General features: G+C 69.2%; 25 protein-coding genes. 8 read left to right on the top strand and 17 right to left on the bottom strand.

Annotated features, from left to right (window positions below):
- Positions 1 to 23 precede the first annotated feature (23 nt).
- Genes ACHMXA_RS04645 through ACHMXA_RS04635 form a run of 3 tightly spaced genes read right to left on the bottom strand, consistent with a single transcriptional unit; the run spans position 24 to position 3220 of the window.
- Positions 24 to 665, bottom strand: coding sequence for an amino acid synthesis family protein (locus ACHMXA_RS04645; RefSeq protein ID WP_395318872.1), 642 nt, complete (start codon positions 663 to 665; stop codon positions 24 to 26).
- Positions 666 to 686: 21 nt separating this feature from the next.
- Positions 687 to 1604: a UPF0280 family protein gene (locus tag ACHMXA_RS04640; protein WP_395318870.1), complete on the bottom strand. Its 918-nt coding sequence runs from the start codon at positions 1602 to 1604 to the stop codon at positions 687 to 689.
- Between the two features lie 2 nt (positions 1605 to 1606).
- The gene (locus ACHMXA_RS04635) at positions 1607 to 3220 is read right to left on the bottom strand and encodes a 6-hydroxynicotinate reductase (protein WP_395318868.1); all 1614 of its coding nucleotides are present in this window, start codon (positions 3218 to 3220) and stop codon (positions 1607 to 1609) included.
- A 323-nt stretch (positions 3221 to 3543) separates the two neighbouring features.
- On the opposite strand from ACHMXA_RS04635, the gene ACHMXA_RS04630 reads away from it, so the two are divergent.
- The 3 genes from ACHMXA_RS04630 to ACHMXA_RS04620 all read left to right on the top strand — a co-directional run bounded on the left by ACHMXA_RS04630 (position 3544) and on the right by ACHMXA_RS04620 (position 6339).
- Positions 3544 to 4317: a ferredoxin--NADP reductase gene (locus ACHMXA_RS04630; RefSeq protein ID WP_395318866.1), complete on the top strand. Its 774-nt coding sequence runs from the start codon at positions 3544 to 3546 to the stop codon at positions 4315 to 4317.
- Between the two features lie 100 nt (positions 4318 to 4417).
- On the top strand, positions 4418 to 5185 hold the full coding sequence (locus ACHMXA_RS04625; protein WP_395318864.1) for a TetR family transcriptional regulator: 768 nt from the start codon (positions 4418 to 4420) through the stop codon (positions 5183 to 5185).
- Complete coding sequence (locus ACHMXA_RS04620) at positions 5140 to 6339, top strand: amidohydrolase family protein (protein WP_395318862.1); 1200 nt, start codon at positions 5140 to 5142, stop codon at positions 6337 to 6339. The genes ACHMXA_RS04625 and ACHMXA_RS04620 overlap by 46 nt, the downstream gene beginning before the upstream one ends.
- A 19-nt stretch (positions 6340 to 6358) precedes the next feature.
- Here ACHMXA_RS04620 and ACHMXA_RS04615 read toward each other — a convergent pair whose 3' ends face one another.
- From ACHMXA_RS04615 to metH, 4 genes are read right to left on the bottom strand one after another with little or no spacing between them, the layout of a single operon-like run.
- Positions 6359 to 6760 (bottom strand): GtrA family protein, encoded by a 402-nt coding sequence (locus ACHMXA_RS04615; RefSeq protein ID WP_395318860.1) that lies wholly within the window; start codon positions 6758 to 6760, stop codon positions 6359 to 6361.
- Complete coding sequence (locus ACHMXA_RS04610; protein WP_395318858.1) at positions 6757 to 7767, bottom strand: glycosyltransferase family 2 protein; 1011 nt, start codon at positions 7765 to 7767, stop codon at positions 6757 to 6759. Before ACHMXA_RS04610 ends, ACHMXA_RS04615 begins: the two co-directional genes overlap by 4 nt.
- Complete coding sequence (locus tag ACHMXA_RS04605; protein ID WP_395318856.1) at positions 7764 to 9602, bottom strand: ArnT family glycosyltransferase; 1839 nt, start codon at positions 9600 to 9602, stop codon at positions 7764 to 7766. The genes ACHMXA_RS04610 and ACHMXA_RS04605 overlap by 4 nt, the downstream gene beginning before the upstream one ends.
- A gap of 52 nt (positions 9603 to 9654) precedes the next feature.
- Entirely contained in the window at positions 9655 to 12369 is a 2715-nt protein-coding gene (gene metH / locus ACHMXA_RS04600; RefSeq protein WP_395318854.1) for a methionine synthase, read from the bottom strand.
- 307 nt (positions 12370 to 12676) lie between these two features.
- Here metH and ACHMXA_RS04595 point away from each other — a divergent pair, with 307 nt between their 5' ends.
- Together ACHMXA_RS04595 and ACHMXA_RS04590 are read left to right on the top strand one after the other, a co-directional pair.
- Positions 12677 to 13594, top strand: a complete 918-nt coding sequence (locus ACHMXA_RS04595; protein ID WP_395321221.1) for an esterase/lipase family protein — start codon at positions 12677 to 12679, stop codon at positions 13592 to 13594.
- Positions 13595 to 13601: 7 nt separating this feature from the next.
- Entirely contained in the window at positions 13602 to 14537 is a 936-nt protein-coding gene (locus tag ACHMXA_RS04590; protein WP_395318852.1) for a lipase secretion chaperone, read from the top strand.
- A gap of 25 nt (positions 14538 to 14562) precedes the next feature.
- Here the strand turns inward: ACHMXA_RS04590 and ACHMXA_RS04585 are convergent, their stop codons facing one another.
- Positions 14563 to 15003: a PACE efflux transporter gene (locus tag ACHMXA_RS04585; RefSeq protein ID WP_395318850.1), complete on the bottom strand. Its 441-nt coding sequence runs from the start codon at positions 15001 to 15003 to the stop codon at positions 14563 to 14565.
- A gap of 101 nt (positions 15004 to 15104) precedes the next feature.
- Here ACHMXA_RS04585 and ACHMXA_RS04580 point away from each other — a divergent pair, with 101 nt between their 5' ends.
- The 3 genes from ACHMXA_RS04580 (at position 15105) to ACHMXA_RS04570 (ending at position 17846) form a co-directional block, all read left to right on the top strand.
- Positions 15105 to 16046: a LysR family transcriptional regulator gene (locus ACHMXA_RS04580; protein WP_126184197.1), complete on the top strand. Its 942-nt coding sequence runs from the start codon at positions 15105 to 15107 to the stop codon at positions 16044 to 16046.
- A 33-nt stretch (positions 16047 to 16079) separates the two neighbouring features.
- Positions 16080 to 16706, top strand: coding sequence for a TetR/AcrR family transcriptional regulator (locus ACHMXA_RS04575; protein WP_395318848.1), 627 nt, complete (start codon positions 16080 to 16082; stop codon positions 16704 to 16706).
- A 90-nt stretch (positions 16707 to 16796) separates the two neighbouring features.
- Complete coding sequence (locus ACHMXA_RS04570; RefSeq protein ID WP_395318846.1) at positions 16797 to 17846, top strand: NADP-dependent oxidoreductase; 1050 nt, start codon at positions 16797 to 16799, stop codon at positions 17844 to 17846.
- An 18-nt stretch (positions 17847 to 17864) separates the two neighbouring features.
- On the opposite strand, the gene ACHMXA_RS04565 is transcribed toward ACHMXA_RS04570, so the two are convergent.
- The 9 genes from ACHMXA_RS04565 to ACHMXA_RS04525 form a co-directional block, all read right to left on the bottom strand.
- Positions 17865 to 18611, bottom strand: coding sequence for an SH3 domain-containing protein (locus tag ACHMXA_RS04565; protein ID WP_395318844.1), 747 nt, complete (start codon positions 18609 to 18611; stop codon positions 17865 to 17867).
- Positions 18612 to 18726: 115 nt separating this feature from the next.
- Positions 18727 to 19779 (bottom strand): homocysteine S-methyltransferase family protein, encoded by a 1053-nt coding sequence (locus ACHMXA_RS04560; RefSeq protein WP_395318842.1) that lies wholly within the window; start codon positions 19777 to 19779, stop codon positions 18727 to 18729.
- A 40-nt stretch (positions 19780 to 19819) separates the two neighbouring features.
- A complete protein-coding gene (gene hutG / locus ACHMXA_RS04555) occupies positions 19820 to 20644 on the bottom strand; it encodes an N-formylglutamate deformylase (RefSeq protein ID WP_395321219.1) in 825 nt (274 codons plus the stop codon).
- An 11-nt stretch (positions 20645 to 20655) separates the two neighbouring features.
- Complete coding sequence (locus ACHMXA_RS04550; protein ID WP_395318840.1) at positions 20656 to 22038, bottom strand: formimidoylglutamate deiminase; 1383 nt, start codon at positions 22036 to 22038, stop codon at positions 20656 to 20658.
- A complete protein-coding gene (gene hutI, locus ACHMXA_RS04545; RefSeq protein ID WP_395318838.1) occupies positions 22035 to 23264 on the bottom strand; it encodes an imidazolonepropionase in 1230 nt (409 codons plus the stop codon). The genes ACHMXA_RS04550 and hutI overlap by 4 nt, the downstream gene beginning before the upstream one ends.
- A gap of 27 nt (positions 23265 to 23291) precedes the next feature.
- Positions 23292 to 23867, bottom strand: coding sequence for a HutD family protein (locus ACHMXA_RS04540; RefSeq protein WP_395318836.1), 576 nt, complete (start codon positions 23865 to 23867; stop codon positions 23292 to 23294).
- Positions 23864 to 24532: an amino acid ABC transporter permease gene (locus tag ACHMXA_RS04535; protein ID WP_093307471.1), complete on the bottom strand. Its 669-nt coding sequence runs from the start codon at positions 24530 to 24532 to the stop codon at positions 23864 to 23866. Before ACHMXA_RS04535 ends, ACHMXA_RS04540 begins: the two co-directional genes overlap by 4 nt.
- 7 nt (positions 24533 to 24539) lie before the next feature.
- The gene (locus tag ACHMXA_RS04530; RefSeq protein WP_395318833.1) at positions 24540 to 25292 is read right to left on the bottom strand and encodes a transporter substrate-binding domain-containing protein; all 753 of its coding nucleotides are present in this window, start codon (positions 25290 to 25292) and stop codon (positions 24540 to 24542) included.
- Positions 25293 to 25359: 67 nt separating this feature from the next.
- Positions 25360 to 26091, bottom strand: coding sequence for an IclR family transcriptional regulator (locus tag ACHMXA_RS04525; RefSeq protein WP_395318831.1), 732 nt, complete (start codon positions 26089 to 26091; stop codon positions 25360 to 25362).
- Positions 26092 to 26126: the final 35 nt, after the last annotated feature.

Raw genomic sequence — 26126 nt, 5'->3', positions numbered from 1 at the left:
GTCTCTGTGCGGGTCTTCGCGGGTCAGCGCAGGCCGTCCCACTTGCTGATGTCCTTGGCGAGCAGCCCGCCCACGCGGGCATGGATGCGGTAGCCGGTGCTCATCGCGAGGATGAAGACGATCTCGTCGGCCGCAGGCGCGCCGGGCACGCGCACCTCGATGGCGTCGAACTGGCCGCGCACGTAGCTGGCGTTGATGTTGGTGAGCGGCACGTCGAGCGCGGCGCCGGGCGGGCCGACCTTCTTGGTCGAGGGCACGATCGACAGCGCATTGCCGGGCTGGCCGGTCTTCTCTTCAGCCTTGCCTGCGGTGTAGGCCGCGCGGCTGCCCTTCCAGCCGAGCAGTTCGCGCATCGCGTAGCCGCCCGGTACGTGCCACAGCGCGCCATGCTCCAGTTCGCCGTCGGCGCCGACGATGGCACCCTTGCCGTAGGTGGCGATCTGCTCCAGCGGCACGTCCATGGCGGCGTGCAGCTTGTGCGCCATGTCGACGCCCACGGGGTCGAGAAGCTCCATCATCGGCAGGATGTCGGGCTCGTAGCGGCCCGCGAACGGATTGGTCAGCACCGCGCCGATGGCACCACGCACCAGCGGGGTGTCGGCGCGCGGTCCGAACTCGTGGTGGATGTGCTCGACATGGGTGAAGACGCGGCGGATTTCGATCATGAAAAAGAACCTTGCTTTTCGTTAAGCAAATACTGAACCAACGGATCTGGGCAACGCTGTGCCGAGCGCCTTCGAGCATAAGGGCTCGACAAGTCTCCACTGCCCCTGGCAAACGAGTAGAGCGGCCCACACGAGCCCTCCTTTTTGCAGGACCTTGGCGCACACCGCGCCCGTATCGAGTGCGCTGCGCACCTGCGCGGGGGCCAGCGCGGGCACGTCGACGGTGACGAGCATGTCGCCCAGGTCGCTGTCGTCCTTGCACTCGTTCGCGGGGCGGCGCGCGATGGCTTCGTCGTCCACGTCGACGGCGTTGGCGATCACTGTCGCCGCGGCGTCGGCCTGAGCCGCGGTGGCGGCCAGCACCGTCACGCTGTCGGCGATGCCCAGCGAGAAGCTGCGCCCGCGCCAGCCGCTGGTGGCGACGCCGCGCACGGGCTGGTCGGCGCGCAGCTCGAACTGGCCATCGGTGGTAAGGATGCCGCCTTCGCCGGCGAGATGGCTGCGCAGGTCGAAGCGCGCGATGTCGGCGAACACGCCCACGCGCGCGGACTGCCCGGGCGCGAGATGCAGCGCGATGTCGCCGCCGTTGTTGATCCACGCGCGCTCGACGCCGGGGCGCTCGTAGAAGGCGATGAGCTCCTGCGCCACGGAGCCGGCCACCGCCGCCATCGGCGTGATGAAGGTCGGCGAGAACGCGGCGCAGGCGTCCCACATGCGGCGCGCCACCACGTTGCGCGGGCGCATCCTGTCGGTAACGGGCAGGCGCAGCAGCGGCAGTTCGCGCACCAGTTCGTCGAGCACGTGGACGAAGCGCGCCCACGCCGCGTCGTGCGCGGCAGCCACGGCGTACGGGTCGCCGTGCGCCTCGGCCACGATGTCGATCGGGCCGTGGTTGAAGTGCCAGCGGCTTTTGTCGAGCGCCGTGCGTTCGGCAGGCATGATCAGCCCAGCATGGGGGCGTGGCCCAGGGGCCACGGATTGGCGTCGTCCACTGCGAGCCATTGGCGCGCGAGCGGTGCGCCGTCTTCCTGCCATGCACCGCGGGCGAGCGCCTGCTCGAGCGGGAAGATGTGCTCCATGTGGCCGCCGAGCGCCTCGTAGTCGTCGCGCCGCATGCTGAACTCAATGGGCGCGACGATGGCCGGCGTGGGCACGGTGCCGAAGCTGTTGTCGGGCATGCGCATGACGTCGGCCATCACCGTGATGCCGCCGCCGGGCCATACATAGGCCGGCGCGCCGCCGCAGGTGACGTTGACCAGCGCCCGCTTGATGGCGCGCGTGAGCAGCACCGGGTTCTCGGTGACACCCGCGCGCAGGCTGCCGCCCGCGCCACCCAGGAACAGCACCGTGCACAGCGACGGCTCGCAGTTCTCGCCGATGCGATCGACGATGCGCTTCACCTCCGGCGGCATCGGCTGCTCGACAGGTTTGAGCGCGTCGTCGAGCACGTACCACTGGGCGTGCTCACCGGTGGTCGACGTCATGAGCAGGCGCATGCCGGGGCGTGCGACGCCCTCTTCCCAGCCTTCGATGATCGCGAGCGGATCGGCGATGTCGGTGCCGCCCCAGCCGTTGCCCGGGTTCGCCACCTGGAAGTAGCGCCCCGGCGTGGACTTGCGCCCCAGCATCTGGATACCCGAGGGCGCCATGTCGAGGCAGCGGCCGGCCTGGTGCTCGGTGAGCACGCCGGTGATGTGGTCGTCGACCACCACAACCTCGTCGGCCACGCCCGCGAACTGGCGCGCGAAGATGCCGACCGCGGCCGAGCCGCAGCCCACGCGCATGCGCTGCTCTTCCACGCCGTTGACGATGGGCGCCTTGCCGGCCTGGATGACGAGGGTGGAGCCGCCGTCGATGGTGCACTCCACGGCCTTCTTGTTGCCAAGCAGCTGCATCAGCTCGGCCGTCATGCGGCCTTCCTTCTTGCTGCCGCCGGTGAGGTGGTGCACGCCGCCGAGCGAGAGCATCTGCGAGCCGTATTCGGCCGTGGTGACGTGGCCCACGACCTCGCCGCGGTAGCGCACGTTGGCCTGCTCGGGGCCGAGGAAGCGGTCGGTGTCGATCTTCACCTTGAAGCTGCAGTAGCTGAAGATGCCTTCGGTGACGACGGTGACCATGTCCACGCCCTGGGCCTTGGAAGCCACGATGAAGGGCGCGGGCTTGTAGTCGGGGTAGGTGGTGGAGGAGCCCACGCCGGTGACGAAAACTTCGTCGGCATGCAGCAGGTCGCCGTTCCAGTCGGGGGCGGCATCGGAAGAATCGGCGCCGGGGCGGTCGAAGGGCACGAGCGCGGGCTTCTCGCTCTCGACGGTTCGGCGCAGCAGCACGACGGGATCGACCCGCACCAGCACGCCCTCTTTATTGGCGTAGCGGTCGCAGGCGCCGGTGCGGCCATCGGAGATCTGGCACAGCACCGGGCAGGCGTTGCACTCGACCTTGGCCGTGCTCATGCGCTCGTTGCGCGGCGGTGCCTTGCCGAAGGCACTGCTGCCGGCTTCGGCCACCACGGGCATGTCCATGCCGGGGAGGCCGTCTGTCTTGGTGTGTTCTGTCATCGGGGCGATCTCGTGGGCGTTCGGTGTTGGGCGAAGTGCGAATCCGGGCTGTCGGGGTTTGCAACAAACGTGCCGTCCGCCCGCTTGTGCATCGACTTCCGTTTGTGTAGCATTCCCTACACTTTCATGTTGCATTCACTACATCAAAGGTCAATGTAGCAAACGGGCCCGATGCTTGCAATGGTGTTTTCTAGCGGTGTTCATCGGGGTTTCTCCGACCAACGACAATGGAGGGTTCGGAGCCGGCCGGCGGCTTTCGCCCCAAAGGCGTGCACGCAGGCTCAGCCAACCTCCCCTGTTACCAACCAACTCTTGAGTTCCGTATGAGTGCATTCAGCGAAGAACGCGTCCTGAGCGTCCACCACTGGACCGATCGCCTGTTCACCTTCACCACCACGCGCGACCCGGCCCTGCGCTTCTCGAACGGTCATTTCACGATGATCGGCCTGAAGGTCAACAACAAGCCCCTGCTGCGCGCCTACAGCATCGTGAGCCCGAACTACGAGGAGCATCTCGAGTTCCTGAGCATCAAGGTGGAAGACGGCCCGCTGACCTCGAAGCTGCAGCACATCCAGGTGGGCGACACCATCATCGTGGGCCGCAAGCCCACGGGCACGCTGCTGATCGACTACACGCTGCCCGCCAAGCGCCTGTACCTGTTCGGCACCGGCACCGGCCTCGCACCGTTCATGAGCATCATCCGCGACCCGGACACCTACGAGAAGTTCGAGCAGGTCATCCTGGTGCACGGCGTGCGACAGGTCGACGAGCTGGCCTACCACGACCTCGTGACCGACCACCTGCCCAAGCACGAGTTCCTGGGCGAGATGATCGAGAAGCAGCTGCTGTACTACCCCACGGTCACGCGCGAGGAGTTCCGCAACCAGGGCCGCATCACCGACCTGATCGAGAGCAACAAGCTCACCGACGACCTGGGCCTGCCGCCGCTGAACGTCGAGGAAGACCGCGTCATGCTGTGCGGCAGCCCCGGCCTGCTGGTGGACCTGAAGCACATCCTGGAAAAGCGCGGCTTCAAGGAAGGCAACACCTCGACGCCCGGCGACTACGTCGTCGAGCGCGCCTTCGCCGAGAAGTAATGTCGGCCCCCCGGCTTTTCACGCGCTTCGCGCGTGTAACTCCACCCCCCGAGGGGGAGGCGCGGTCCGCCTTGGGGCGGCCCGGCGGCGACCGCCTGTAATGGAACGCAAGGCTGCCGTCACCAAGCCGCAGCGCCGCACGGGCGTGCGCGAGGCGGCTGCCCAGGCCACGCGCGACAGCATCCTGAAGGCCGCGACCAAGGTCTTCGCCAAGTACGGCTACGACGGCGGCAGCGTGGAGAAGATCTCCAAGGCCGCGAAGTCGTACGACCGGATGATCTACTACTACTTCGGCAGCAAGGAAGGCCTCTTCATTGCAGTGCTCGAAGGCATCTACCAGCGCATGGACGACGCCGAGGCCGCCATCGCGCTCGACACCTCGCGGCCGGTGGACGCGCTCACCGAAGTCATCCGCTTCGTGCTGGGCTACTACCGCAAGAACCCCGAGTTCGTCACGCTGCTGAACACCGAGAACCTGCACAAGGGCCGGCACATTTCGAAGTCGCTGCGCGCCCGCGAGTATTCGTCGCGCGCGGTGGCGATCATCGCGGAGATCCTGGCGAGCGGTGCCTCGCAGGGCCTGTTCCGCAAGGATCTGGTGGCGCGCGACATCTACCTGCTGATCGCGTCCACGGGCTACTTCTACACCTCCAACCGGCACACGCTCACCGCCTTCCTCGGGGAGCCGCTGGAGTCGCCCGAGGCCATCGCGCACTGGGAAGACTTCGTGATCGAGACGCTGCTGCGCACCGTGCGCGCCGACGCCGACGAGCCGCAGGACGAAGAGAACAACTCCACCCCATCCCACGAGGACACATCGAAATGGCAGAAATCGCAGCCGGCGGCAAGTCGGGCAAGGTCGTCATAAAGAACATCGGGCTGCTGCTCTCGGGCGACATCGACAAGCCCATCCTCGACGCGGACACCATCGTCGTGAACGACGGCCTGATCGTCGCGGTCGGCAAGGAAAAGGACTGCGACCTCGAAGGCGCCGCCACCGTCATCGATGCGAAGAAGACCTGCGTCGCGCCCGGCCTGATCGACAGCCACGTGCACCCGGTGTTCGGCGACTGGACGCCGCGCCAGGGCCAGCTCGGCTGGATCGACTCCACCATGCACGGCGGCGTGACCACGATGATTTCCGCCGGCGAGGTGCACCTGCCCGGCCGACCGAAGGACATCGTGGGCCTGAAGGCGCTGGCCATCACCGCGCAGCGCGCCTTCGACAACTTCCGTCCCGGCGGCGTGAAGGTTCTGGCGGGCGCGCCCGTCATCGAGAAGGGCATGGTCGAGAGCGACTTCAAGGAGCTCGCCGAGGCCGGCGTGGGCCTGCTCGGCGAAGTGGGCCTGGGCTCGGTCAAGGCCGGCTACGAGGCCAAGGAGATGGTCGCCTGGGCGCGCAAGTACGGCATCCAGAGCACGATCCACACGGGCGGCCCGTCGATTCCGGGCTCGGGCCTGATCGACAAGGACGTGGTGCTCGAGGCCGACGCCGACGTCATCGGCCACATCAACGGGGGCCACACCTCGCTGCCCGAGGCGCATGTGTGCGAGCTGTGCGAGAAGAGCTCGCGCGCGATCGAGATCGTGCACAACGGCAACGAGAAGGTCGCCATCGCGGCGGCGAAGGCCGCGCTGGAGCTCAAGTGCCCGCACCGCGTGATCCTCGGCACCGACGGCCCGGCGGGCTCTGGCGTACAGCCGCTGGGCATCCTGCGCATGGTGGCGATGCTGTCGTCCATCGCGAACATCCCGGCCGAGCTGGTGTTCTGCTTCGCGACCGGCAACACCGCGAAGATCCGCAAGCTCAACTGCGGCCTCATCGAAACGGGCCGTGCCGCCGACTTCGTCTTCATGGATCGCGCGCAGCACTCGCCTGCGCCGGGGCTGCTCGAGAGCGTGCAGCTCGGCGACATCCCGGGCGTGGGCATGGTGATGATCGACGGCATCGTGCGCTGCGGCCGCAGCCGCAACACGCCGCCGGCGACCGAGATTCCGGTGGTCGTCTCGGGCGCGCACTGAGCGCACCGCGCCGCCGGCCTCAGCCGTTGCGGTGCGAGCGGAAGACCAGGTAGCGCGCCGACAGGAAGTTGGCGCTCATGCCGGCAAGGCTGCCCAGTGCCACGCCGAGCGCCGCGGCCCAGCGGCCTTCCACCCAGTGCAGCGTGAGTACGTAGGCGCCGTAGTTGAGCACCGCGCCGGCCGCCATGGTCGCCAGGTAGCCGAAGTACTCGCGCCAGATCGAACGGCTGGCGGCCGCGCTCGCCGCGAAGGTGTAGCGGCGGTTGAAGGCCCAGGTGGTGGTCGCCGCGGCGAGGAACGACACCACGCGCGCGGCATACCAGCCCAGCAGCGGCGCCAGCAGGTACAGCACCACCACGTCGACCACCAGCCCGATCACGCCTACCGCGGCGAACGCCAGGAACTCGCGGCCGATTTTCATTCCCGCCGGCCGCCGAGGGCGCGCGACGCGTGCTCGCGCACGCTCGGTATGGCAAGGTAGCTCAGCCGCTTGGCCTCGCGCCGACCCAGGGTGATGGCCTGCATGACGACACCGCACACGAAGGACAGCATGGCCGCCAGCATCGCGCCGGTGGCCAGCACCGCCGTGGGGAGCCGGGGCACCAGGCCGGTGTGGACGTAGGTCATGACGACCGGCACGACCAGCACGATCGACATCAGCGCCAGCAGCCCGCCGATGATCGAGAAGAACTGCAGCGGCCGCTCGCTCACGAACAGCTTGCAGATGGTCTTGAGGATGCGCCAGCCGTCGCGGTAGGTCGAGAGCTTGCTGACCGAGCCCTCGGGGCGCGTGCTGTAGGCGGTGGCTTCCTCCGCATACGGCATGCGCAGCTCGAGCGCGTGCACGGTGAGCTCGGTCTCGGTCTCGAAGCCCCGCGACAGCGCCGGGAACGACTTGGCATAGCGCCGCGAGAACACGCGGTAGCCCGAGAGCATGTCGGTGAGCCCGCCGCCGAAGAGCTGCGCCACCGCGCCCGTGAGCATGCGGTTGCCGAAGCGGTGGCCGGCGCGGTAGGTGTGCACGTCCTGGCCGTCGTCCACGCGGCTGCCGACCACCATGTCGAGGTTGTCGTGCACCAGTCGTTCGACTAGGCGCGGCGCGGCACCGGCGTCGTAGGTGGCATCGCCGTCGGTCATCACGTACACGTCGGCATCGACGTCGGCGAACATGCGCCGCACCACGTTGCCCTTGCCGCGCAGGGCCACGTGCGTGACCGTGGCGCCGGCCGCACGCGCCACGGCGGCGGTGTCGTCGCTGGAGTTGTTGTCGAAGACGTGGATCTCGGCCCCGGGCAGCGCGGCGCGAAAACCGTGCACCACCTGCGCGATGGCGAGCGCCTCGTTGTAGCAGGGGATGACCACGGCGATGCGCAGGCCGCCGCCGGCGCGGCTCCGGCTGCTGGTGGGGAAGTCGGCGTCGTCGGTCATGGTGCGGCGGGAAGGATACGGTAGACGCGGCTGCCGTCCTTCTCGTATTCCACTGCGAAGTACTTGTCGAAATCGATGCGCGCGGTGAACACCGGCACCACGGAGTCGGGGAGGACGATCGCCACGAAGCCCAGGCCCGAGAGCTTGCGCGCGAGATCGCCGCCCGACAGGCGCCCGAAGTCGGTGTAGCGCCAGGGCCCGAGGGTGTCGCCCCAGATGGGATTGGGGCCGTAGTAGATCGCCTCGTTCAGCGCGATCTGGTAGACGCGGCCCTTGGCGGTGCGGCGCAGGTAGTCCATGACGGCATAGCCCGGCACATGCTTGCGCAGCACGGCCTCGCGGGCCTCGGGCGTGACTGCGACCATCGAGACCTTGACCGCCGTCTGGCGCACGGAGACGGCGGCCATCGCGGCCAGCAGCAGCACGAGCACCCAGTCGCCCACGCGTGCGCCGGAGCGCGCCACGGCGGCGCCGGCATCCTGCGGCTGCGGCTGCGGCTGCGGCGGCTTCTGCGGCTCTTGCGGCTTCGAACCGAAAAGCCGCCTCACACCCGACATCGCCCAGCCGAACACCACCTGCCAGCCGATGGCCGCGATGGCCGCCAGCAGCGGGAAAGATGCCGTCAGGTAGCGCGGATAGCGCGAGGTCACGACCCAGACCACCACCGAGTACAGGCAGAACCAGCCGGCCGCGCGCACCGCCGCGGAGCGCTTCCACAGCACGCTGAACGGCGCGAAGAACACCGACCACAGCAGCGCATTGGGCAGCTCGGCATGCACGCGCACGTCGGCCACCTGCTGCACGTAGTCGGCCGGCGTCCATTCGGTGAAGCCGAACACGCGCGCGCCGATGGGGTTGAACGGGTCGCCCGTCATGATGGCGTTGCGCGCGTACCAGTACACGCAGGGCAGCAGGAAGCAGGCGAACACCAGCGCCCAGGCCTTGAGGCTGCGCTCGTGGCGGAAGACGAAGGGCGCCACCAGCGGCAGGAAGACCAGCGCCTGATACTTCGAGCCGGCCGCCAAGCCCAGGCAGAAGGCCGCGACACCGAGCCAGCGGATGCCGCCGTGCGCCGGCTTGCCGACCTCGGATTCGCGCCACCACCACAGCGCCACGCAGGCCGAGAGCACGAAGAGCGCCACGCCCATGTCGATGAGCGCGTTGGAATAGTCGCCGAGCCCCAGCCAGATGGCCGCGCCGATGCAGGCGGTGAGCCGGTTGGCGTGCAGCATGCCGAGGCGGTAGATCATGACCACCGACAGCGCCCCGGCCAGGCCGTTGAGGAAATGCGGCAGCACGTCGTCGCCCAGTTGCAACGCTGCGGCATACAACAGGTTGTAGTTGTACGGGAACCAGGGGTAGCGCAGCCAGTCGTGGATGCCCAGCGAGCCGTGTTCCGCGACCTGCCGCGCATAGGGCAGGTGGTACATCAGCTCGTCGAAGGCGATGGGCGGGGCGAGCGGCGCCACCAGCGCCGGCAGCGCGACCAGGGCCAGCGCGATCGCCGCGACACGTTCCGGGTAGCTCCAGGGCAAGGCCTGCACGTTGGCGAGCAGCGCGCGCCGCTCGCGCAGCCAGCCCGGAAGCTGCACCGCCGCGGCCAGCACGCCCACCGCGACGAGGACCGCGGTCGCGCCCGCCTTGAAGGCTCCGAAGATGGCCAGCGCCTGGAACGCGCAGATGAACAGGCCCACGCCCAGCGCCACGGCCATGGCGGCCTCGAGCCCCGCGTCGCGGCGCGGGGGCGGCGCCAGGCGGCCCAGCAGCGCGCGTCCATAGCCCCAGCAGCCCATCACGAAGACCGCCAGTGCCGCGTACTGCGCGGCTGCAAACATCAGCTTCTGAATAACAACTCCCCGCGCCGGGCGGCCGCACCGGCCGGCAGGTTCAAAGATTGGGCGCGAGCAGGCGTTCGAGCTCGGCTTCGCTTTCCTTGCGCCGCGCGGCCTGGTCCTGCAACTGGTCGTGTCCGATCTTGCCGACGTTGAAGTACGTCGAATCGGGGTGGCTCAGGTAGAACCCGCTCACGCTGGCGGCGGGCATCATAGCGAGGCTTTCCGTCAGGCTCATGCCAATGTCCGCGCAGTTCAGAAGGTCGAACATGGGCTTCTTCACGCTGTGGTCGGGGCAGGCCGGGTAGCCGGGAGCGGGGCGGATGCCGCGGTACTTCTCCGCGATCATGTCGTCGTTGCTCAGGCTCTCGTCGCTCGCGTAACCCCACAGGTCGGTGCGCACGCGATGGTGCAGCGCCTCGGCGAAGGCCTCGGCCAGCCGGTCGGCCAGGGCCTTGAGCATGATGGCGGAGTAGTCGTCGAGGTCGTCGACGAAGTACTTCTCCTTCTTCTCCACGCCCAGGCCGGCGGTCACGGCGAACATGCCGACGTAGTCCTTCACGCCGCTGTCCCTGGGCGCGACGAAGTCGGCCAGGCAGCGGCTCGGGCGCATCACGCCGTCGATCTCGTGCTTCTCGGTCTGCTGGCGCATGCCGTACCAGGTGAGCGCCACCTCGCTGCGCGATTCGTCGGTGTAGAGCTCGATGTCGTCGTCGTTCACGGTGTTGGCGGGCCAGAAGCCCACCACGCCGCTCGCGCTGAGCCAGCGGCCTTCGATGAGGCGCTTGAGCATGCGCTGGCCGTCGGCATACACGCGCACGGCCTCGGTGCCGACGATCTCGTCCTTCAGGATGGCCGGGAACGGGCCTGCCAGGTCCCAGGTCTGGAAGAACGGGCCCCAGTCGATGTACTTCGCGAGTTCGGTCAGGTCGAAGTTCCTGAACACGCGCCGGCCGATGAACTTGGGCACCGGCGGCAGGTAGTTCGCGAAGTCGATGGGCGTCTTGTTGGCGCGCGCCTTCGCCAGCGGCCACAGCGGCACCTGCTTCTTGTTGGCGTGCTGCTCGCGCACCTTCACGTAGTCGGCGTTGATCTCGTCGATGTACGCGGAGGCCTGGTCGCTCAGCAGGCTCTGCGCCACGCTCACGCTGCGCGAGGCGTCGGGTACGTAGACCACCGGGCCCTCGTAGTGCGGCGCAATCTTGACGGCCGTGTGCACGCGGCTGGTGGTGGCGCCGCCGATCAGCAGCGGAATCTTGCGGATGCGGAAGTGGTCGTCCTTCTGCATCTCGCCGGCCACGTACTGCATTTCTTCCAGGCTCGGCGTGATGAGGCCCGACAGGCCCACGATGTCCGCGCCCTCGACCTTGGCCTTGGCAAGGATCTCGTGGCACGGGACCATCACGCCCATGTTCACCACTTCGAAGTTGTTGCACTGGAGCACGACGGTGACGATGTTCTTGCCGATGTCGTGCACGTCGCCCTTCACGGTGGCGATGATGATCTTGCCCTTGGTGCGCACGTCGCGGCCCGCGGCCTCGTCCTGGCGCTTTTCTTCCTCGATGTAGGGAATGAGGTGGGCCACGGCCGACTTCATCACGCGAGCCGACTTCACCACCTGCGGCAGGAACATCTTGCCCTGGCCGAACAGGTCGCCCACGATGTTCATGCCGTCCATCAGCGGGCCTTCGATCACGTGCAGCGGCCGGCCGCCGGTGGCGAGGATGGCGCGGTAGGCCTCCTCCGTGTCTTCCACGATGAAGTCGGTGATGCCGTGCACCATGGCGTGCGACAGGCGCTGGTTGACCGGCACCGGGTTCTCCGGCGTGCCGCGCCATTCGAGCTTCTTGCTGTCGTCCTTGGCGCCGCTCCTGGCGGTCTCGGCCACTTCGACGAGGCGCTCGCCGGCATCGGGGCGGCGGTTGAGCACCACGTCTTCCACGCGCTCGCGCAGCTCGGGCTCGAGGTCGTCGTACACGCCCACCATGCCGGCGTTGACGATGCCCATGTCCATGCCCGCCTTGATGGCGTGGTACAGGAACACGGTGTGGATGGCTTCGCGCACCGGGTCGTTGCCGCGGAAGCTGAAACTCACGTTGCTCACACCGCCCGACACCTTCGCGCCCGGCAGGTTCTGCTTGATCCAGCGCACGGCCTCGATGAAGTCAACCGCGTAGTTGTCGTGCTCCTCGATGCCGGTGGCGATGGCGAAGATGTTCGGGTCGAAGATGATGTCCTCGGGCGGGAAGCCCACCTCGTCCACCAGGATGCGGTAGGCGCGCTCGCAGATCTCGATCTTGCGCGCGTAGGTGTCGGCCTGGCCCTTCTCGTCGAAGGCCATCACCACGGCGGCGGCGCCGTAGCGCTTCACCAGCATGGCCTCGTGCTTGAACTTGTCGACGCCCTCCTTCATGGAGATGGAGTTGACGATGCCCTTGCCCTGGATGCAGCGCAGGCCCGCCTCGATGACCTCCCACTTCGAGCTGTCGACCATCACCGGCACGCGCGCGATGTCGGGCTCGCTGGCGATGAGGTTGAGGAAGCGCACCATCGCGGCCTTGCTGTCGAGCATGGCCTCGTCCATGTTCACGTCGATCACCTGCGCGCCGTTCTCGACCTGCTGGCGCGCCACGGCCAGCGCTTCTTCGAACTGGCCGTTGAGGATCATGCGCGCGAAGGCCTTGGAGCCCGTGACGTTGGTGCGCTCGCCGATGTTGACGAACAGCGTGCCTTCGCCGATGGAGACCGGCTCCAGGCCTGAGAGCTTCATGGGAGGCGGCATTGGGGAAGACATGGTTGGACTCGGAGGCAAAAGCGGTTATTCGTGCGCGGGTTGGGGGAGTCTATCGCCCTCGCATGCGCCGCAGGGGCTGCAGGAGTAAGTCCGAATCATGAAAGGGAAAGTCCGGATCGATCCGGCCTGGTCGGTTTCGCAGAATGAAAAGTGCACGCTCGTTCGTTTTTGCGTGCCCCCCAACCGATCAACCCACAAGGGAGTTCCGATGATTCGACTGGCGAAGAGGATTGCGGCTGCGAGCACAAGGACGACGGGCAAGAAGGAAGGCGCGGTACGGCGGATGGCCGGCGCGCTGCTGGTGGGCGGCATGCTCGCGCTCGCGCCCCTGGCGCAGACGGCGCAGGCGGCCGGCACCAGCGCCCAGACAGCCTATCCGATCGTGCTGGTGCACGGCATGCTGGGCTTCGACACCATCGCCGGCATCGACTACTGGTACGGCATTCCGGGCGAGCTGCGCGCGCAGGGCGCGAAGGTCTTCGTCGCCGAGGTGGCGGCCACCAACAGCAGCGAGGTGCGCGGCGAGCAGCTGCTCAAGCAGGTCAAGGACGTGCTGGCGCTGACCGGCGCGAGCAAGGTCAACCTGATCGGCCATTCGCACGGCGGCCCCACGGCGCGCTACGTCTCGGGCGTGGCGCCGCAGCTGGTGGCCTCGGTCACCACGGTGGGCAGCCCGCACAAGGGCAGCAAGGTGGCCGACCTGCTGGGCAACACGCTGCCCGAAGGCAGCCTGAGCCGCACGGTGGTGGTGAGCGCGGTGAATGCCTTCTCCAGCCTGATCGGCATTCTTTCGGGCAACAACACGCCGCAGAGCGGCCTGGGCGCGCTCGATTCGCTCAACACCGCCGGCTCCGCGAAGTTCAACGCCAAGTTCCCCGACGGCGTGCCCACCACCGCCTGCGGCAACGGGGCCGAACTGGTCAACGGCGTGCGCTACTTCTCGTGGTCGGGCACCCAGCCGCTGACCAACGTGTTCGATGCCTCCGACTACCCGCTGTCGCTGCTGAGCGTGGTGCACGGCGAGCCCAACGACGGCCTCGCCTCGGCCTGCAGCTCGCACCTGGGCACCTACCTCGGCAGCTACAGGCAGAACCACCTGGACGAGGTCAACCAGATGCTCGGGCTGCGCGACCTGTTCTCGGTGAGCCCGGTGACGCTGTACGTGAACCAGGCGGCGAAGCTGAAGCAACTCGGCCTCTGAGGAGACGATGCCCCGCAAGCTCCTGCTACCGCTCGCGGCGGCCGCGGCGGTGCTGGCCGCGGGCACCGCGTGGTGGCTGGCCGGCGGCGAGGAGGAGACATCGGCTCCCGCGGTCGCATCCGCGGCCCTGCCGGCCACCTCGTCCACCCTGCCGGCTGCCCCCAACGCCGCGTCAGGCGCAAGCCCGCACATCCCCGATCCGCTGCTGACGCCCGCCCTGCTGCGCACCTTCGAGCAGATGCTGGACGGCAGCCAGGCACGCGACAAGGAAGGCCTGATGGCCGAGATGCGCGCGAAGATCGACAAGTACCTGCCGCCCGAATGGCGGGTGCGCGCGCTGGGCCTGCTGGAGCGCTACATCGACTACCGCACCGCGCTCGAGGCGCTGCCGGCGGCCAGCATCGGCGACCCGGCCGGGCTGCGCCGGATCCTCGATGCGCGCGCCGGCATCCGCTCGCGCTACTTCGCGCCCGAGGAGGTCGAGGGCCTGTTCGGCGCCGAGGAGAAATTCGACCGCTTCAGCGTCGAGAAGCTGGAGATCGAGCGCAACGCGAACCTCACGCCCGAGCAGAAACGCCAGGCGCTGGCGAAGACCGAGGAAACCTGGCTCACGCCCGAGCAGCGCGCCGACCGTACGGCCTCCGTCGCGCAGCTGGCCGTGGGCGAGCAGACCGCCGCGCTGGAAGCACGCGGCGCCAGCCCGCAGGAGCGCTTCGAGGAGCGCTCGAAACAATACGGCCACGAGGCGGCGCAGCGGCTCGCCGCGCTCGACCAGCAGGAGCAGGACTGGCAGGGCCGCCTCTCGCGCTACGCCGCCGCGGACGAGGCCGCACGGGCGCAGTTGCAGGCCGCGCTCTTCACGCCGCAGGAGGCGCTGCGCCTGCAGGCCGCGCTGGAGATGCGGGCGGCCGACGCAAAGAAAAAGGCGGCCGCGCCGCCTTGATCCCTGCCCTTGGCCTGTGGGGCCATCAGGCCGCCACCGGCCCCTTCGCCGCGGCCGAAGCCGGCAGGCCGAACACGCGGTCGAAGGCCCAGTTGAAGACGAAGGTGTAGACCAGGAAGAACACCACCAGCCCCAGGTCCATCACCAGCGCCTGCCAGAGCGACACGCCCAGGCCCCAGGCGAACATCGGCACCAGGAAGGCGATCAGGCCGCCCTCGAAGCCGATGGCGTGCGCGACGCGGCGGCGCAGGCTGCGTCCGCGCACGGCCTGGCGCGACTCCCAGCGCTCGAAGAGCGAGTTGAAGACCAGGTTCCAGATCACCGCGATGACCGATGCCGCCACCGCCAGGACGCCCGAATGGCCCAGCCCGGCGTCCGTCATCAGGGCCAGCCCCGCGCTGGCGGCCACGATGGCGATGCCTTCGTAGAGGCTGATGTAGACGATGCGGCGCTGGATCCCTTGCATGGCTTTCTCTCTGTGTTCGTTGATGCGATGACTGGACTTTATTTGTCATCTGCTGATATAAAAAGTTAACTTGTTTCAGTTTCATTGATAGATCGGGCGCCATGGCTTTTTCCAGCGACAACGTCGAAGTCTTCCTGGCCGTGATCGACCACGGCTCCTTCTCGGCCGCCGCGCGGGCGCTGCGCCGGGTGCCGTCTGCGGTGAGCATGGCCATCGCCAACCTCGAGGCCGAGCTCGACCTGCAGCTCTTCGACCGCAGCGGCCGCGAGCCCCAGCCCACGGCCGCCGCACGATCGCTGGAGCCGCAGGCGCGGCTGCTAGCGTCGCAGCTCAAGCAGCTGCAGGTGCAGGCGCTCGCCCTTACCCAGGGGCTGGAAGACCGGCTCACCCTGGCCATCGCGCCCGAGCTGCTGGCCGCGCCCTGGACCGGCCCGCTGTCGGAGCTGGCGCGGGAGCATCCGCTGCTGCAGGTCGAGGTGCTGGCCGCACCGCAGGCCGATGCGCTGGCGCTGCTGCACAGCGGGCGGGCGCAGCTCGCGCTGGTGTTCGAGCGGCCCAGCCTCGACGGGCGCGAAGGCTTCCAGGAAGTGGGCAGCGAACTCATGGTGGCGGTGATGGCGCCCGACCACCCCGTGCTCGCGGCCAACGGCGGCCGGCTGCGCGAGGACCACCTGACCAACACCCGCCAGATCGTCGTGGCCGGGCGCGACCTCGCCACCAGCGACCCGCGATTCGTCTTCGCGCGCCACGTCTGGCGCTCAGACAACGCGCTGGCCGCGCTGAGCCTGATCACCGCCGGACTGGGCTGGGGCTGGCTGCCGCGCAACTTCGCGCGGCCGCACGTGGCGGCGGGTGCGCTGGTCGAGATTCCCTTCGAGAACCTCAGCAATGGACTCGACCTGTGGGTGGACGTGGTGTGGTCACGTGAGCGCCCACTCGGCCTGGGAGCCCAGCATTTCGTGAATCTGATCGCCAAGGGACGGGCCGCGGCGGGCGAGTGCAGCCCCAAGGTCAGCGGCGAAACTGCCGGCCCGACGAACTAGACGACTGGTCTAATAGACGCTAGAGTGCGGCCCATGAACGCCGCCGCAGCTCCCACCACTCCCATCACCGACGTCCGCCAGCACATCCTCGACGTGGCCCATCCGCTGCTGCTGCGAAAGGGCTTCACCGGCGTCGGGCTGGCCGAGGTGCTGGCCGCGGCGAAGGTGCCGAAGGGCTCGTTCTATCACTACTTCGGCTCCAAGGAAGTCTTCGGCGAGGCGGTGCTGGAGGCCTACTTCAGCGAGTACCTGGGGCGCACCGACACCCTGCTGACCGAAGGACCCGGCACTGCCGCCCAGCGCCTGATCGCCTACTTCGACGACTGGCTCGACTCCCAGACCGGCGAGGAGGCGCAGAGCCGCTGCCTCGTCGTCAAGCTCGGCGCCGAGGTCTGCGACCTCTCCGAGAGCATGCGCGCGGCGCTCGCGCGCGGCACCCGCGGCATCACCGACCGGCTCGCCAGCTGCATCGAAGCCGGCCGGGCCGACGGCTCGATCAAGGCGATGCCACAGGGGCAGGACGCCCAGGGCGTCGCCGTCGCGCTCTACCAGCGCTGGCTCGGCGCCAGCCTGCTGGCCAAGATCACGCGCGACCGCTCGTCGCTGGACGCGGCGATGCGCGACACCCGGCAACAGCTGGGCCTGTCTTCGGACCACTGAAGGAAATTACCCGGCGGGAGGCGAACGTGCTCCCGCTTTTTTTCGCCCACCCACTAGACGACTGGTCTATTAACCAAGGAGCCACGCCACATGTCCCAGAAGAGCAACGCCGTCGACACCATCAACCGCCGCATCGTCCTCGCCGCCCGGCCGCGCGGCCTTCCGACGCCGGAGAACTTCCGGCTGGAGGAAACCGCCGTTCCCACGCCCGGCGAGGGCCAGGTGCTGCTGCGCACGCTGCATCTGTCGCTCGATCCGTACATGCGGCAGCTGATGGACGAGGTGCCGCCGCTCTATGCGCCCGCCTCGGTGCAAGTGGGCGAGCCGATGCCGGGCGGCACGGTCAACCGCGTCGTCGAGTCCCGGAATCCGCAGTTCCGCCCGGGCGACCTCGTGCTCGGCAACGCCGGCTGGCAGGACTACGCGCTGTCCGACGGCCAGGACCTGATGCCGCTCGGCGACATGGCGCAGCCCTCGCTGGCGCTGGGCGGGCTCGGCATGCCGGCCTTCACCGCCCACGTCGGCCTGCTCGACATCGGCCAGCCCAAGCCCGGCGAGACGGTGGTGGTGGCCGCCGCGACCGGCGCGGTGGGCTCGGTGGTCGGGCAGATCGCCAGGCTCAAGGGCGCGCGCGTGGTCGGCATCGCGGGCGGTGCGGACAAGTGCCGCCACGCGGTCGAGGTGCTGGGCTTCGACGCCTGCATCGACCGCCACGATCCGGAGTTCTCAGCGCGCCTCGCGGCCGCCTGCCCCGAGGGCATCGACGTCTACTTCGAGAACGTCGGCGGCGCGGTGTTCGACGCGGTGCTGCCGCTGCTCAACATCGGCGCGCGCGTGCCGGTGTGCGGGCACATCGCCGACTACAACAGCGAAGCGCTGCCCCCGGGCCCCAACCGGCTGCCGCTGCTGACGGCGGCGCTGCTGCAGAAGCGCATCCGCATGCAGGGCTTCGTGATCCTCGACCACTACGGCGAGCGCTTCGATGCGTTCCGGCGCGAGATGGACGGATGGGTGGAGGCCGGCAAGATCACGCTGCGCGAGGACCGCGTCGACGGCCTGGAGAACGCGCCGGCCGCGTTCATCGGCCTGCTTCAGGGCCGCAACGTCGGCAAGCGCGTGGTGCGCATCGCCGGAGATTGAGGCAGACGGGCGGCCTCCTCAGTGCCGGTGGCCGCCGCCGTGGCCCCCGCCGTGGCCGCCTCCGCGACCTTCTCCATGGCCGCCATGGCCGCCCCCGCGATGCCCTCCCCCGCCCGGATGCGGATGCGGCATGCCTGGCGGCGGCCCCGGGCGGAACCCCGGCTGCGGACGTGGCGGCCTGACGCCCGGATCGATCGGCGGGCGAACGCCGGGCGGATGCGGCGGCCGGACCCCGGGGCCTGGCGGCGGGCGGAACCCCGGAGCGGGTGGACGGAAACCGGGCCCCGGCTGCCACGGATGCGGCTGCCAGCCCGGGCGCACCGGAGGCGGCGGACGCCAGCCCGCCACGGGCGGCGGGGGTGGCCGGTTGCCCCACCAGCGCCGGTCGCCGTACCAGGGCCGGTCGCGGTAGTAGTCGGCCCAGTAGCTGCCGATCACGAAGCCGATGATCGGCACGCCGATCAGCGCGCCGTACGTCACCAGCGGCACGCGCTGTTCCTGGTAGGCGTAGTCGAGGCTGCGCGCCCAGACCCATCCGCGCCCGCCGTCGGGCAGCACCACGTCGCACCAGCCGTAGCCGCTGGTGCAGCCGACCACCTCCAGCGGCTGGCCCGGCCCGAGCCGCGCCACCAGCGGATAGTCGCCCGAGGGCCCCGCACGCAGATTGACCCCGCCGCGCGTGAAGGCCTGCTGCGCCTGCGCCGCGAACGGAAGCGCCAGGGCCAGCGCGCCCGCGGCAGCCCAGCGTTGTGCGAGTGAGTTCATCGCCCCAGCCTAGGCCGGGGCTCCCAGCCCGTCAATCAGCGCAGACCTGATTCCAGAAACATCGCGGAACCGGCTTCGCCGGGCCGCAAGTGCGCGAAGCCTGGGGGAGAACCAGCTACGCCGCTTCCTTGTAGAAGCCGGCGTTGTGGGTGCCCAGCACCCGCCCGGCCATCGGCTCGACCGCCTTGCCGATCGCCGCGATGTGGTCCGGCGTGGTGCCGCAGCAGCCGCCCACGATGTTCACCAGCCCCTCGGAGGCGAACTCGTGCAGCAGGCGCGAGGTGACCTCGGGCGTCTCGTCGAAGCCGGTGTCGCTCATCGGGTTGGGCAGGCCTGCGTTCGGGTAGCAGCTGATGAAGGTGTCGCCGGCCACGCGCGCCAGTTCCTGAATGTAGGGCCGCATCAGCGCCGCGCCCAGGGCGCAGTTCAAGCCGATGGCCAGCGGCTGCGCGTGGCGCACGCTGTGCCAGAAGGCGGTGACGGTCTGGCCGCTGAGGATGCGGCCCGACGCGTCGGTCACCGTGCCGCTGATGATGAGCGGCAGGCGCTGGCCGCTGTTATGGAAATACTCGTCGACCGCGAACAGCGCGGCCTTGGCGTTGAGCGTGTCGAAGATCGTCTCGACCAGGATCACGTCGGCGCCGCCCTCGACCAGCGCCTCGGTCTGCTCGTAGTAGGCCGCGCGCAGTTCCTCGAAATTGACGTTGCGCGCGCCCGGGTCGTTCACGTCGGGGCTGATGCTCGCCGTCTTGGGCGTCGGGCCGAGGGCGCCGGCCACGAAGCGCGGCTTGTCGGGCGTGCTGAACTTGTCGCAGGCCGCGCGCGCGAGCTTGGCCGATTCAAAGTTCATCTCGCGCGCCAGGTGCGCCATCTTGTAGTCCTCCTGCGCGATGGTGGTCGCGCCGAAGGTGTTGGTCTCGATGAGGTCGGCGCCCGCCGCGAGGTAGCCTTCGTGGATGTCGCGGATCACGTCGGGCCGCGTGAGCGAGAGCAGCTCGTTGTTGCCCTTGATGTCGCGCTCGAAGTCCTTGAAGCGCTCGCCGCGGTACTGCTCCTCCGTCAGCTTGAAGCGCTGGATCATCGTGCCCATGGCGCCGTCGAGAATGGCGATGCGCTTGGCGAGGATGCCGGGCAGGGCCTGGCCGCGGGTATAGACAAGGGGCTTCATAACCTCCGATTGTAGAAACGAGGCCTGCCCCTGCCGGCCGTCAGCCCTTTGCTCGGCCTTCCACGAAGGCCAGCACCGCCTCGATCATCCGCCGCACATGCGGCTGCACGCCCGCCGCCACCTCGGGCAGGTAGTCGAAGGGCAGCTTCTCCTGCATGTAGCTCGACTGCGTCATCTCCAGCTGCACCGCGTGCACGTTCTGCGCGGGGTTGCCGTAGTTGCGCGTGATGTAGCCGCCGGTGAAGCGGCCGTTGAGCACGCCGGTGTAGCCGGTGGCGCTCTCGGCGATGCCCAGCAGCGTCTGCGCCAGCGACGGGTCGCAGCTGATGCCCTTGCCGGTGCCCAGGTTCAGGTCGGGCAGCTTGCCCTCGAAGAAGCGGGGCAGCACCGACCGGATGGAGTGCGCGTCCCACAGCGCGGCCACGCCGTGCTGCGCGCGGATGCGGGCGAGCTCCTCGGCCAGCTTGGCGTGATAGGGCACCCAGATGGCTTCGCGGCGTTCGGCGACTTCCGCGTCTCCCGGCAGGTCGGCGGGATCGGCATACAGCGGCGTGTCGTCGAAGGTGTCGACCGGGCACAGGCCCGTCACGCTCTGGCCGGGGTAGAGGCTCGCGCCGTCCGGCGGACGGTTCAGGTCGATCACGTAGCGCGAGTGCGTCGCCACCAGCACAGAGGCGCCCAGTTCGTCGGCGAAGTCGTAGAGCCGCTCGAGGTGCCAGTCGGTGTCGGGCACCTGGCGCGCCTCGTCGGTCAGGCGTGCGGCCAGCGCGGGCGGCACGTGCGTACCGACGTGCGGCATCGAGATCAGCAGCGGGCGGGTGCCCTGGCGGAAGCGGAAGGGCGATTCGGCGGTGGTGAAGGCCATGGTGGGGTCGATCAATCCTGGAGTAGTTGGGTGCGCGCGGCCACGAAGGCGGCGGCGGCTTCGTCGTGCAGCGCATGGCGCCCGGCCGAAACGCGCGGCCGGCCCGCAACCCAGACACCGTCGATGGCCGAGGTGCGATGGCTCGCGAAGACGTGGGCGGAAAGCATATCGGGCGCGGACAGGCCCTGTAGCGCGAGGTGAGAAGCGTCGAGCACGACGAAGTCGGCCTGCTGCCCCGCCGCGAGCCCGCCGGTGGCGCGGCCCGAGGCCCGCGCCCCGCCCTGCACCGCCTCCAGCGTGAGCGCGGTGGCCACATGCGGCTGCGCCGCGCTGGCGCCGACGTTGCGCTGGCGCTTCGCAAGGCGCTGGCTGTATTCGAGCATCAGCAACTCCTCGGCGGCGTTCACGCTGGCGTGGCTGTCGGAGCCCACGCCCCAGGCGCCGCCGTGGCTGCGCCACTTGGCGAAGTCGAAGATGCCGTCGCCCAGGTTGGCCTCGGTGGTCGGGCACAGGCCCGCGACCGCGCCGCTGCGGGCCGCGTATTCGTATTCGGCGTCGTTCATGTGCGTGGCATGCACGAGGCACCAGCGCTCGTCCACCGGGGCGTGGTCGAGCAGCCATTCGACGGGGCGCAGGCCGCTCCAGGCCACGCAGTCGTCCACTTCCTTGGTCTGCTCGGCGATGTGGATGTGGATGGGCGCGGTGCGGTCGATGGCTTCGAGCCCCGCGACGGCATCGCGCAGGCCCTCGGGCGGCACGGCGCGCAGCGAATGCGGCGCAAGGCCGAGGCGCGCGCCCTGCGCGTCGCATTGCGGCTTGAGCGCTTCGAGCAGGCGCAGCATCGATTCGGTGGAGCGCACGAAGCGGCGCTGCCCTTCGGTGGGCGGCTGCTCGCCGAAGCCGCCGGTCTGGTAGAGCACCGGCAGCAGCGTGAAGCCGATGCCCACCTTCTTCGCCGCGCGCAGCAGCGCGAGGCTCAGCGTGGCGTCGTCGGCGTAGGGGCGGCCGTCCACGTCGTGGTGCACGTACTGGAACTCGCACACGCCGGTGTAGCCAGCTTCGAGCATCTCGGCATAGAGCCAGGTCGCGATGGCTTCCATGTGCTGCGGGCCCAGGCGCGCGGCAAAGCGGTACATCAGCGTGCGCCAGCTCCAGAAGCTGTCGTGCTGCTCGGCGCGGTGCTCGGTGAGGCCCGCGAAGGCGCGCTGGAAGGCGTGCGAATGCAGGTTGGGCATGCCGGGGATCACGGGGCCGCTGGCAGCCTGCGTGTCCGTGGGCCGTTGCGCGCCGGCCTGCACCTGCGTGAGCCGGCCCGCGGCGTCCCACGCCAGCAGGACGTTGCGGGCCCAGCCTTCGGGCAGCAGCGCGTCGGCTGCGAAAAGTTTTTGCGTCATTCCTTGGCTCCGATGGCGATGCGCCCCTGGCGCACGACTGCACGTACTGGCTGCTGTCCGAACCAGTAGGCGAGTTCGGCCGCCTCGCGCACGTTCCACAGCACGAAGTTGGCGGGCATGCCGGGCGCGATGGCGCCGTGCGTGTCCTGCAGGCCCAGCGCGCGCGCGGCGTGCACGGTGACGCCGTCGAGCGCCTCGGGCACCGTGAGGCGGAACAGCGTGCAGGCCATGTTCACCATCAGCAGCAGGCTCAGCGCGGGCGAGGTGCCGGGGTTGTGGTCGGTGGACACCGCCATCGGCACGCCCGCGGCGCGCAGCGCGTCGATGGGCGGCAGGTGCGTGTCGCGCAGCGTGTAGTAGGCGCCCGGCAGCAGCACGGCCACGGTGCCGGACTGGCGCATCGCCTCGATGCCCTCGGCCGACAGGTGCTCGATGTGGTCGCACGAAAGCGCGCCGTAGCGCGCGGCCAGCGCCGCGCCGCCCATGTCCGAGAGCTGCTCCGCATGCAGCTTCACCGGCAGGCCCAGCGCCTTCGCGGCCTTGAAGACCTGCTCGGTCTCGGCGAGCGAGAAGGCGATGCGTTCGCAGAACACGTCCACCGCGTCGACCAGCCCTTCGGCCGCGAGCGCGGGCAGCACCTGGTTGCAGACGAGGTCGATGTAGTCGCCGCTGCGTCCCGCGTACTCAGGGGGCAGCGCATGCGCGCCGAGGAAGGTGGTGCGCACCGTCACGCCATAGGCCTCGCCCAGGCGCCGCGCCACGCGCAGCTGCTTGCGCTCATGTTCCAGCGAGAGGCCGTAGCCCGACTTGATCTCGATGGCGCATACGCCGTCGGCCAGCAGCTGTTCGAGCCGCGGCGCGGCCTGCGCGAAGAGCGCGTCTTCGTCGGCCTCTCGCGTGGCGCGTACCGACGAGACGATGCCGCCGCCGGCCTTCGCCACTTCCTCGTAGGTGGCGCCGGCGAGCCGCATCGCGAATTCCTTGGCGCGCTGGCCGCCGTAGACCAGGTGCGTGTGGCAGTCGACCAGCCCCGGCGTGACGAGTGCGCCGCCGCCGTCGTGCGGCTTCAGCTTGGCGAACTCGGCAGGCAGCGCGCTTCGGGCGCCGACCCAGCGGATCGCGCCCTGCTCCACCACGATGGCGCCTTCGACGTTCGCGTCGGCGGCAAGGCGGATGCCTGTCCAGAGGCCGTCGGCGGAGGGAAATTCGTTGATGCCGGGTTTCATCGTTGTTCCTGTTGTTGCGTTGGCAGCTCAGGCCGGCAGGATGCGCACCGCGAGCAGCCGTGCCTCGGTGCCTTCGGGCAGTGCGTGCCAGGCCCGTGCCGCGTCCGCCCACTGTAGGCCCTCGCCTTCGCTGCAGGCTTCGTCGTCGAGGCGCCATGCACCGTGCAGCGCCAGCAATACGCCGTGCGGCGCGGGCTCGAGGGCCGCAGCACGGTCCAGCACGCGCACTTCGGCGCGCCACTGGCCGCGCCGCGTCATCACGTTGAAGTCGTTCGAGGCACCGCCGAGCAGCGTGCAGTCGATGGGCTCGTCGCCGCTGAAGGCGAAGGGCTGCAACGCAACGTCGAGCCGATGCTCGATGCGCCCGTCGTGCGTGAAGAGCCGCACGCCGTCGCCTTCGAGCAGCGTGATGCTGCGGTCCACGCCCGCGAACACCGAGAACGGCCCCGCCGCCGCGATGGTGGCGATGCTCACGCGCCAGCCGAAGCTGTCGAGCCCCGCGTCCTGGGGCCAGCTGGCGATCTCCTGCGTGGTGCCGCCGCCGTTCTTCCATGGCGTGGCGGGCAGGGAGGCGCGCGAGAAACGACGAAGCACGCCGCTCATCGCACCATCCCGCCCTGGCGCAGGCGCTGCTCGAAGTGCCGCAGCACCAGCGTCATCGTGCCGGTGAGCACGAAGTACACGACCGCGATGGCCAAGTACACCTCCAGCGAGCGATACGACACGCTGATGATCTTCTGCCCCTCGTGCATCACGTCGTGGATGGTCAGCAGCGACACCAGCGCCGAGTTCTTGATCAGCGCGATGAACTCGTTGCCCAGCGGCGGGATCATGCGCACCACCGCTTGCGGCAGCACGATGTGGCGCATCGCGAGGCCGGGCGTCATGCCCAGCGACTGCGCCGCCATGGTCTGGCCCTTGTCGATCGACTGGATCGCGCCGCGCACGATCTCCGACACGTAGGCGCCCGAATACACGCCGAGCCCCAGCACGCCGCACACGAAAGCCGGCAGCAGGATGCCGAAGTGCGGCAGGCCGAAGAACAGGATGAACAGCTGCACCAGCAGCGGCGTGCCGCGAATCGCCGCCACGTAGGCGGTGCATGCGCCATAGAGCCAGCGCCGCTTCGGGTTCAGCCGGCCGATGCCGACCAGCAGGCCCAGCACGCAGCCCAGTGCGAGCGCACAGGCGGTGATTTCCACCGTGACGAGCGCACCGCGCAGCAGGTCGGGCCAGCCTTCCCAGACGGGCGAGAAATCGAGATCCATGGCGGGCTTACTTGGCAGCCGTGCTGAACCACTTCTTCACGATCTGGTCGTAGGTGCCGTCTGCCTTGAGCTTCTCGATCGCGCCGTTCACCGCCTTGGTCAGCTCTGGCGTGTCCTTGCGGATGGCCATGCCGTATTCCTCGGTGGTGATCTGCTCGGGCAGCACCTTCAGGCCGCCGCGCGTGCGCACGTACTGGTAGGCGGCGGGCTTGCCGGTCACGGCGGCGTCGGCGCGGCCGATGTCGACGAGGTTGAACATCTCCTGGTTCTTCTCGACTTCCATCAGCTGCACCTGCGGGAATTTCTCCTTCGTGTAGCTCACCGACTTGGTGCCCACCTGCACGCTGACCTTCTTGCCGTTGATGTCGGCCGGCGTCTTGATGGCCGTATTGCCGTCCTTCACCATCACGACGAGGCCGCCCGCGTAGTAGGGCACGGTGAAGTCGACCACCTTCTTGCGCTCGTCGGTGATGTAGATGCCCGAGACGGCCATGTCGAAGCGCTTGGAAATGAGGCCCGGCACCAGGCCCTTGAAGTCGATGTCGATCCACTCGATCTTGCGGCCCAGCGTCTTGCCGATGGCCTCGACCAGCTCCACGTCGAAGCCGGTGCGCTTGCCGTTCTCCACGAACTCCATCGGCGGGAAGGTGGCGTCGGTGGCCACTCGCAGCGGCTCGCCCTGCGCGTGCGCGGCGCCCGCGAAACCGAGGATGGCAAGGCCGGAAAGAGCGGCGGCGACGATGGAGCGGCGGGTGTTCATGGCGGGAGCTTTCGTGGTGAGAAGGAAGAGAAAGGAGGAGGAAGAAGAAAGAAAACCCGCGGCGCCGCTACTGCAGCGCCCGCGAGATGCGCGCCGCCGTGACGACGGTCATGTGCAGCAATGCAGCTTCCATGCCCTCGACGCGCGTGAGCGGCGCCATCAGCGTGATCGCGCCGCGCAGGCGCCGGCCCGAAGCCAGCACCGGCGCGCTCGCGCCCCACACGCCGGCGTCGACCTCGCCGTGGGTCACGGCATGGCCGGCCTCGCGAATGGCGTCGAGTTCGGCCGCGCGCTCGGCGCGGCGTTCGGGGCTCTCGCCGAGGCCGTCGAGCAGGGCGTCGCGCTGGTCGAGCGGCATGTGGGCCAGCAGGCACTTGGCGCTGGCGCCGTCGCGCGCGGGTACGCTGCGGCCGCGGTCGAAGGAGCAGCGCAGCGACTGTTCGCTGTCGATCATCTCCAGGCACACGACGCGCTCGTTCACGGCCGTGACCAGCGCCACGCTCTCGTGGCTTTGCTGCGCCAGCAGGCGCATGTCGGCGCGCGCCGCCATCACGAGGTCGGAGTTGCCGTCGAAGCCGGTGGCCAGCTGCACGCTGACCGGGCCCGGCGAGTAGCGGCCGTCGGACTCCATCACGAAGCCCCAGCGGCGCAGCGTGGCGATCTGCCGGTACAGCGTGCTCTGCGACAGGCCGGTGGCCCGCACCAGCTCGGCGGCCGTCATCGCCGCCTTGCTCTGCGCCAGCACCGACAGCACGAACAGCGCGCGGTCGTTGGCGGGGGCGTCGGTCGGGGTCGTCATGCGATCGGTCGGATGGATGGAACCGGCGTGCAGTA

The organism is Variovorax sp. UC74_104 (assembly GCF_044055375.1).
Classification (GTDB): Bacteria; Pseudomonadota; Gammaproteobacteria; order Burkholderiales; family Burkholderiaceae_C; genus Variovorax.
Note: the sequence above shows the minus strand (reverse complement) of the source record. Positions and strands in the feature narration are given on the sequence as shown.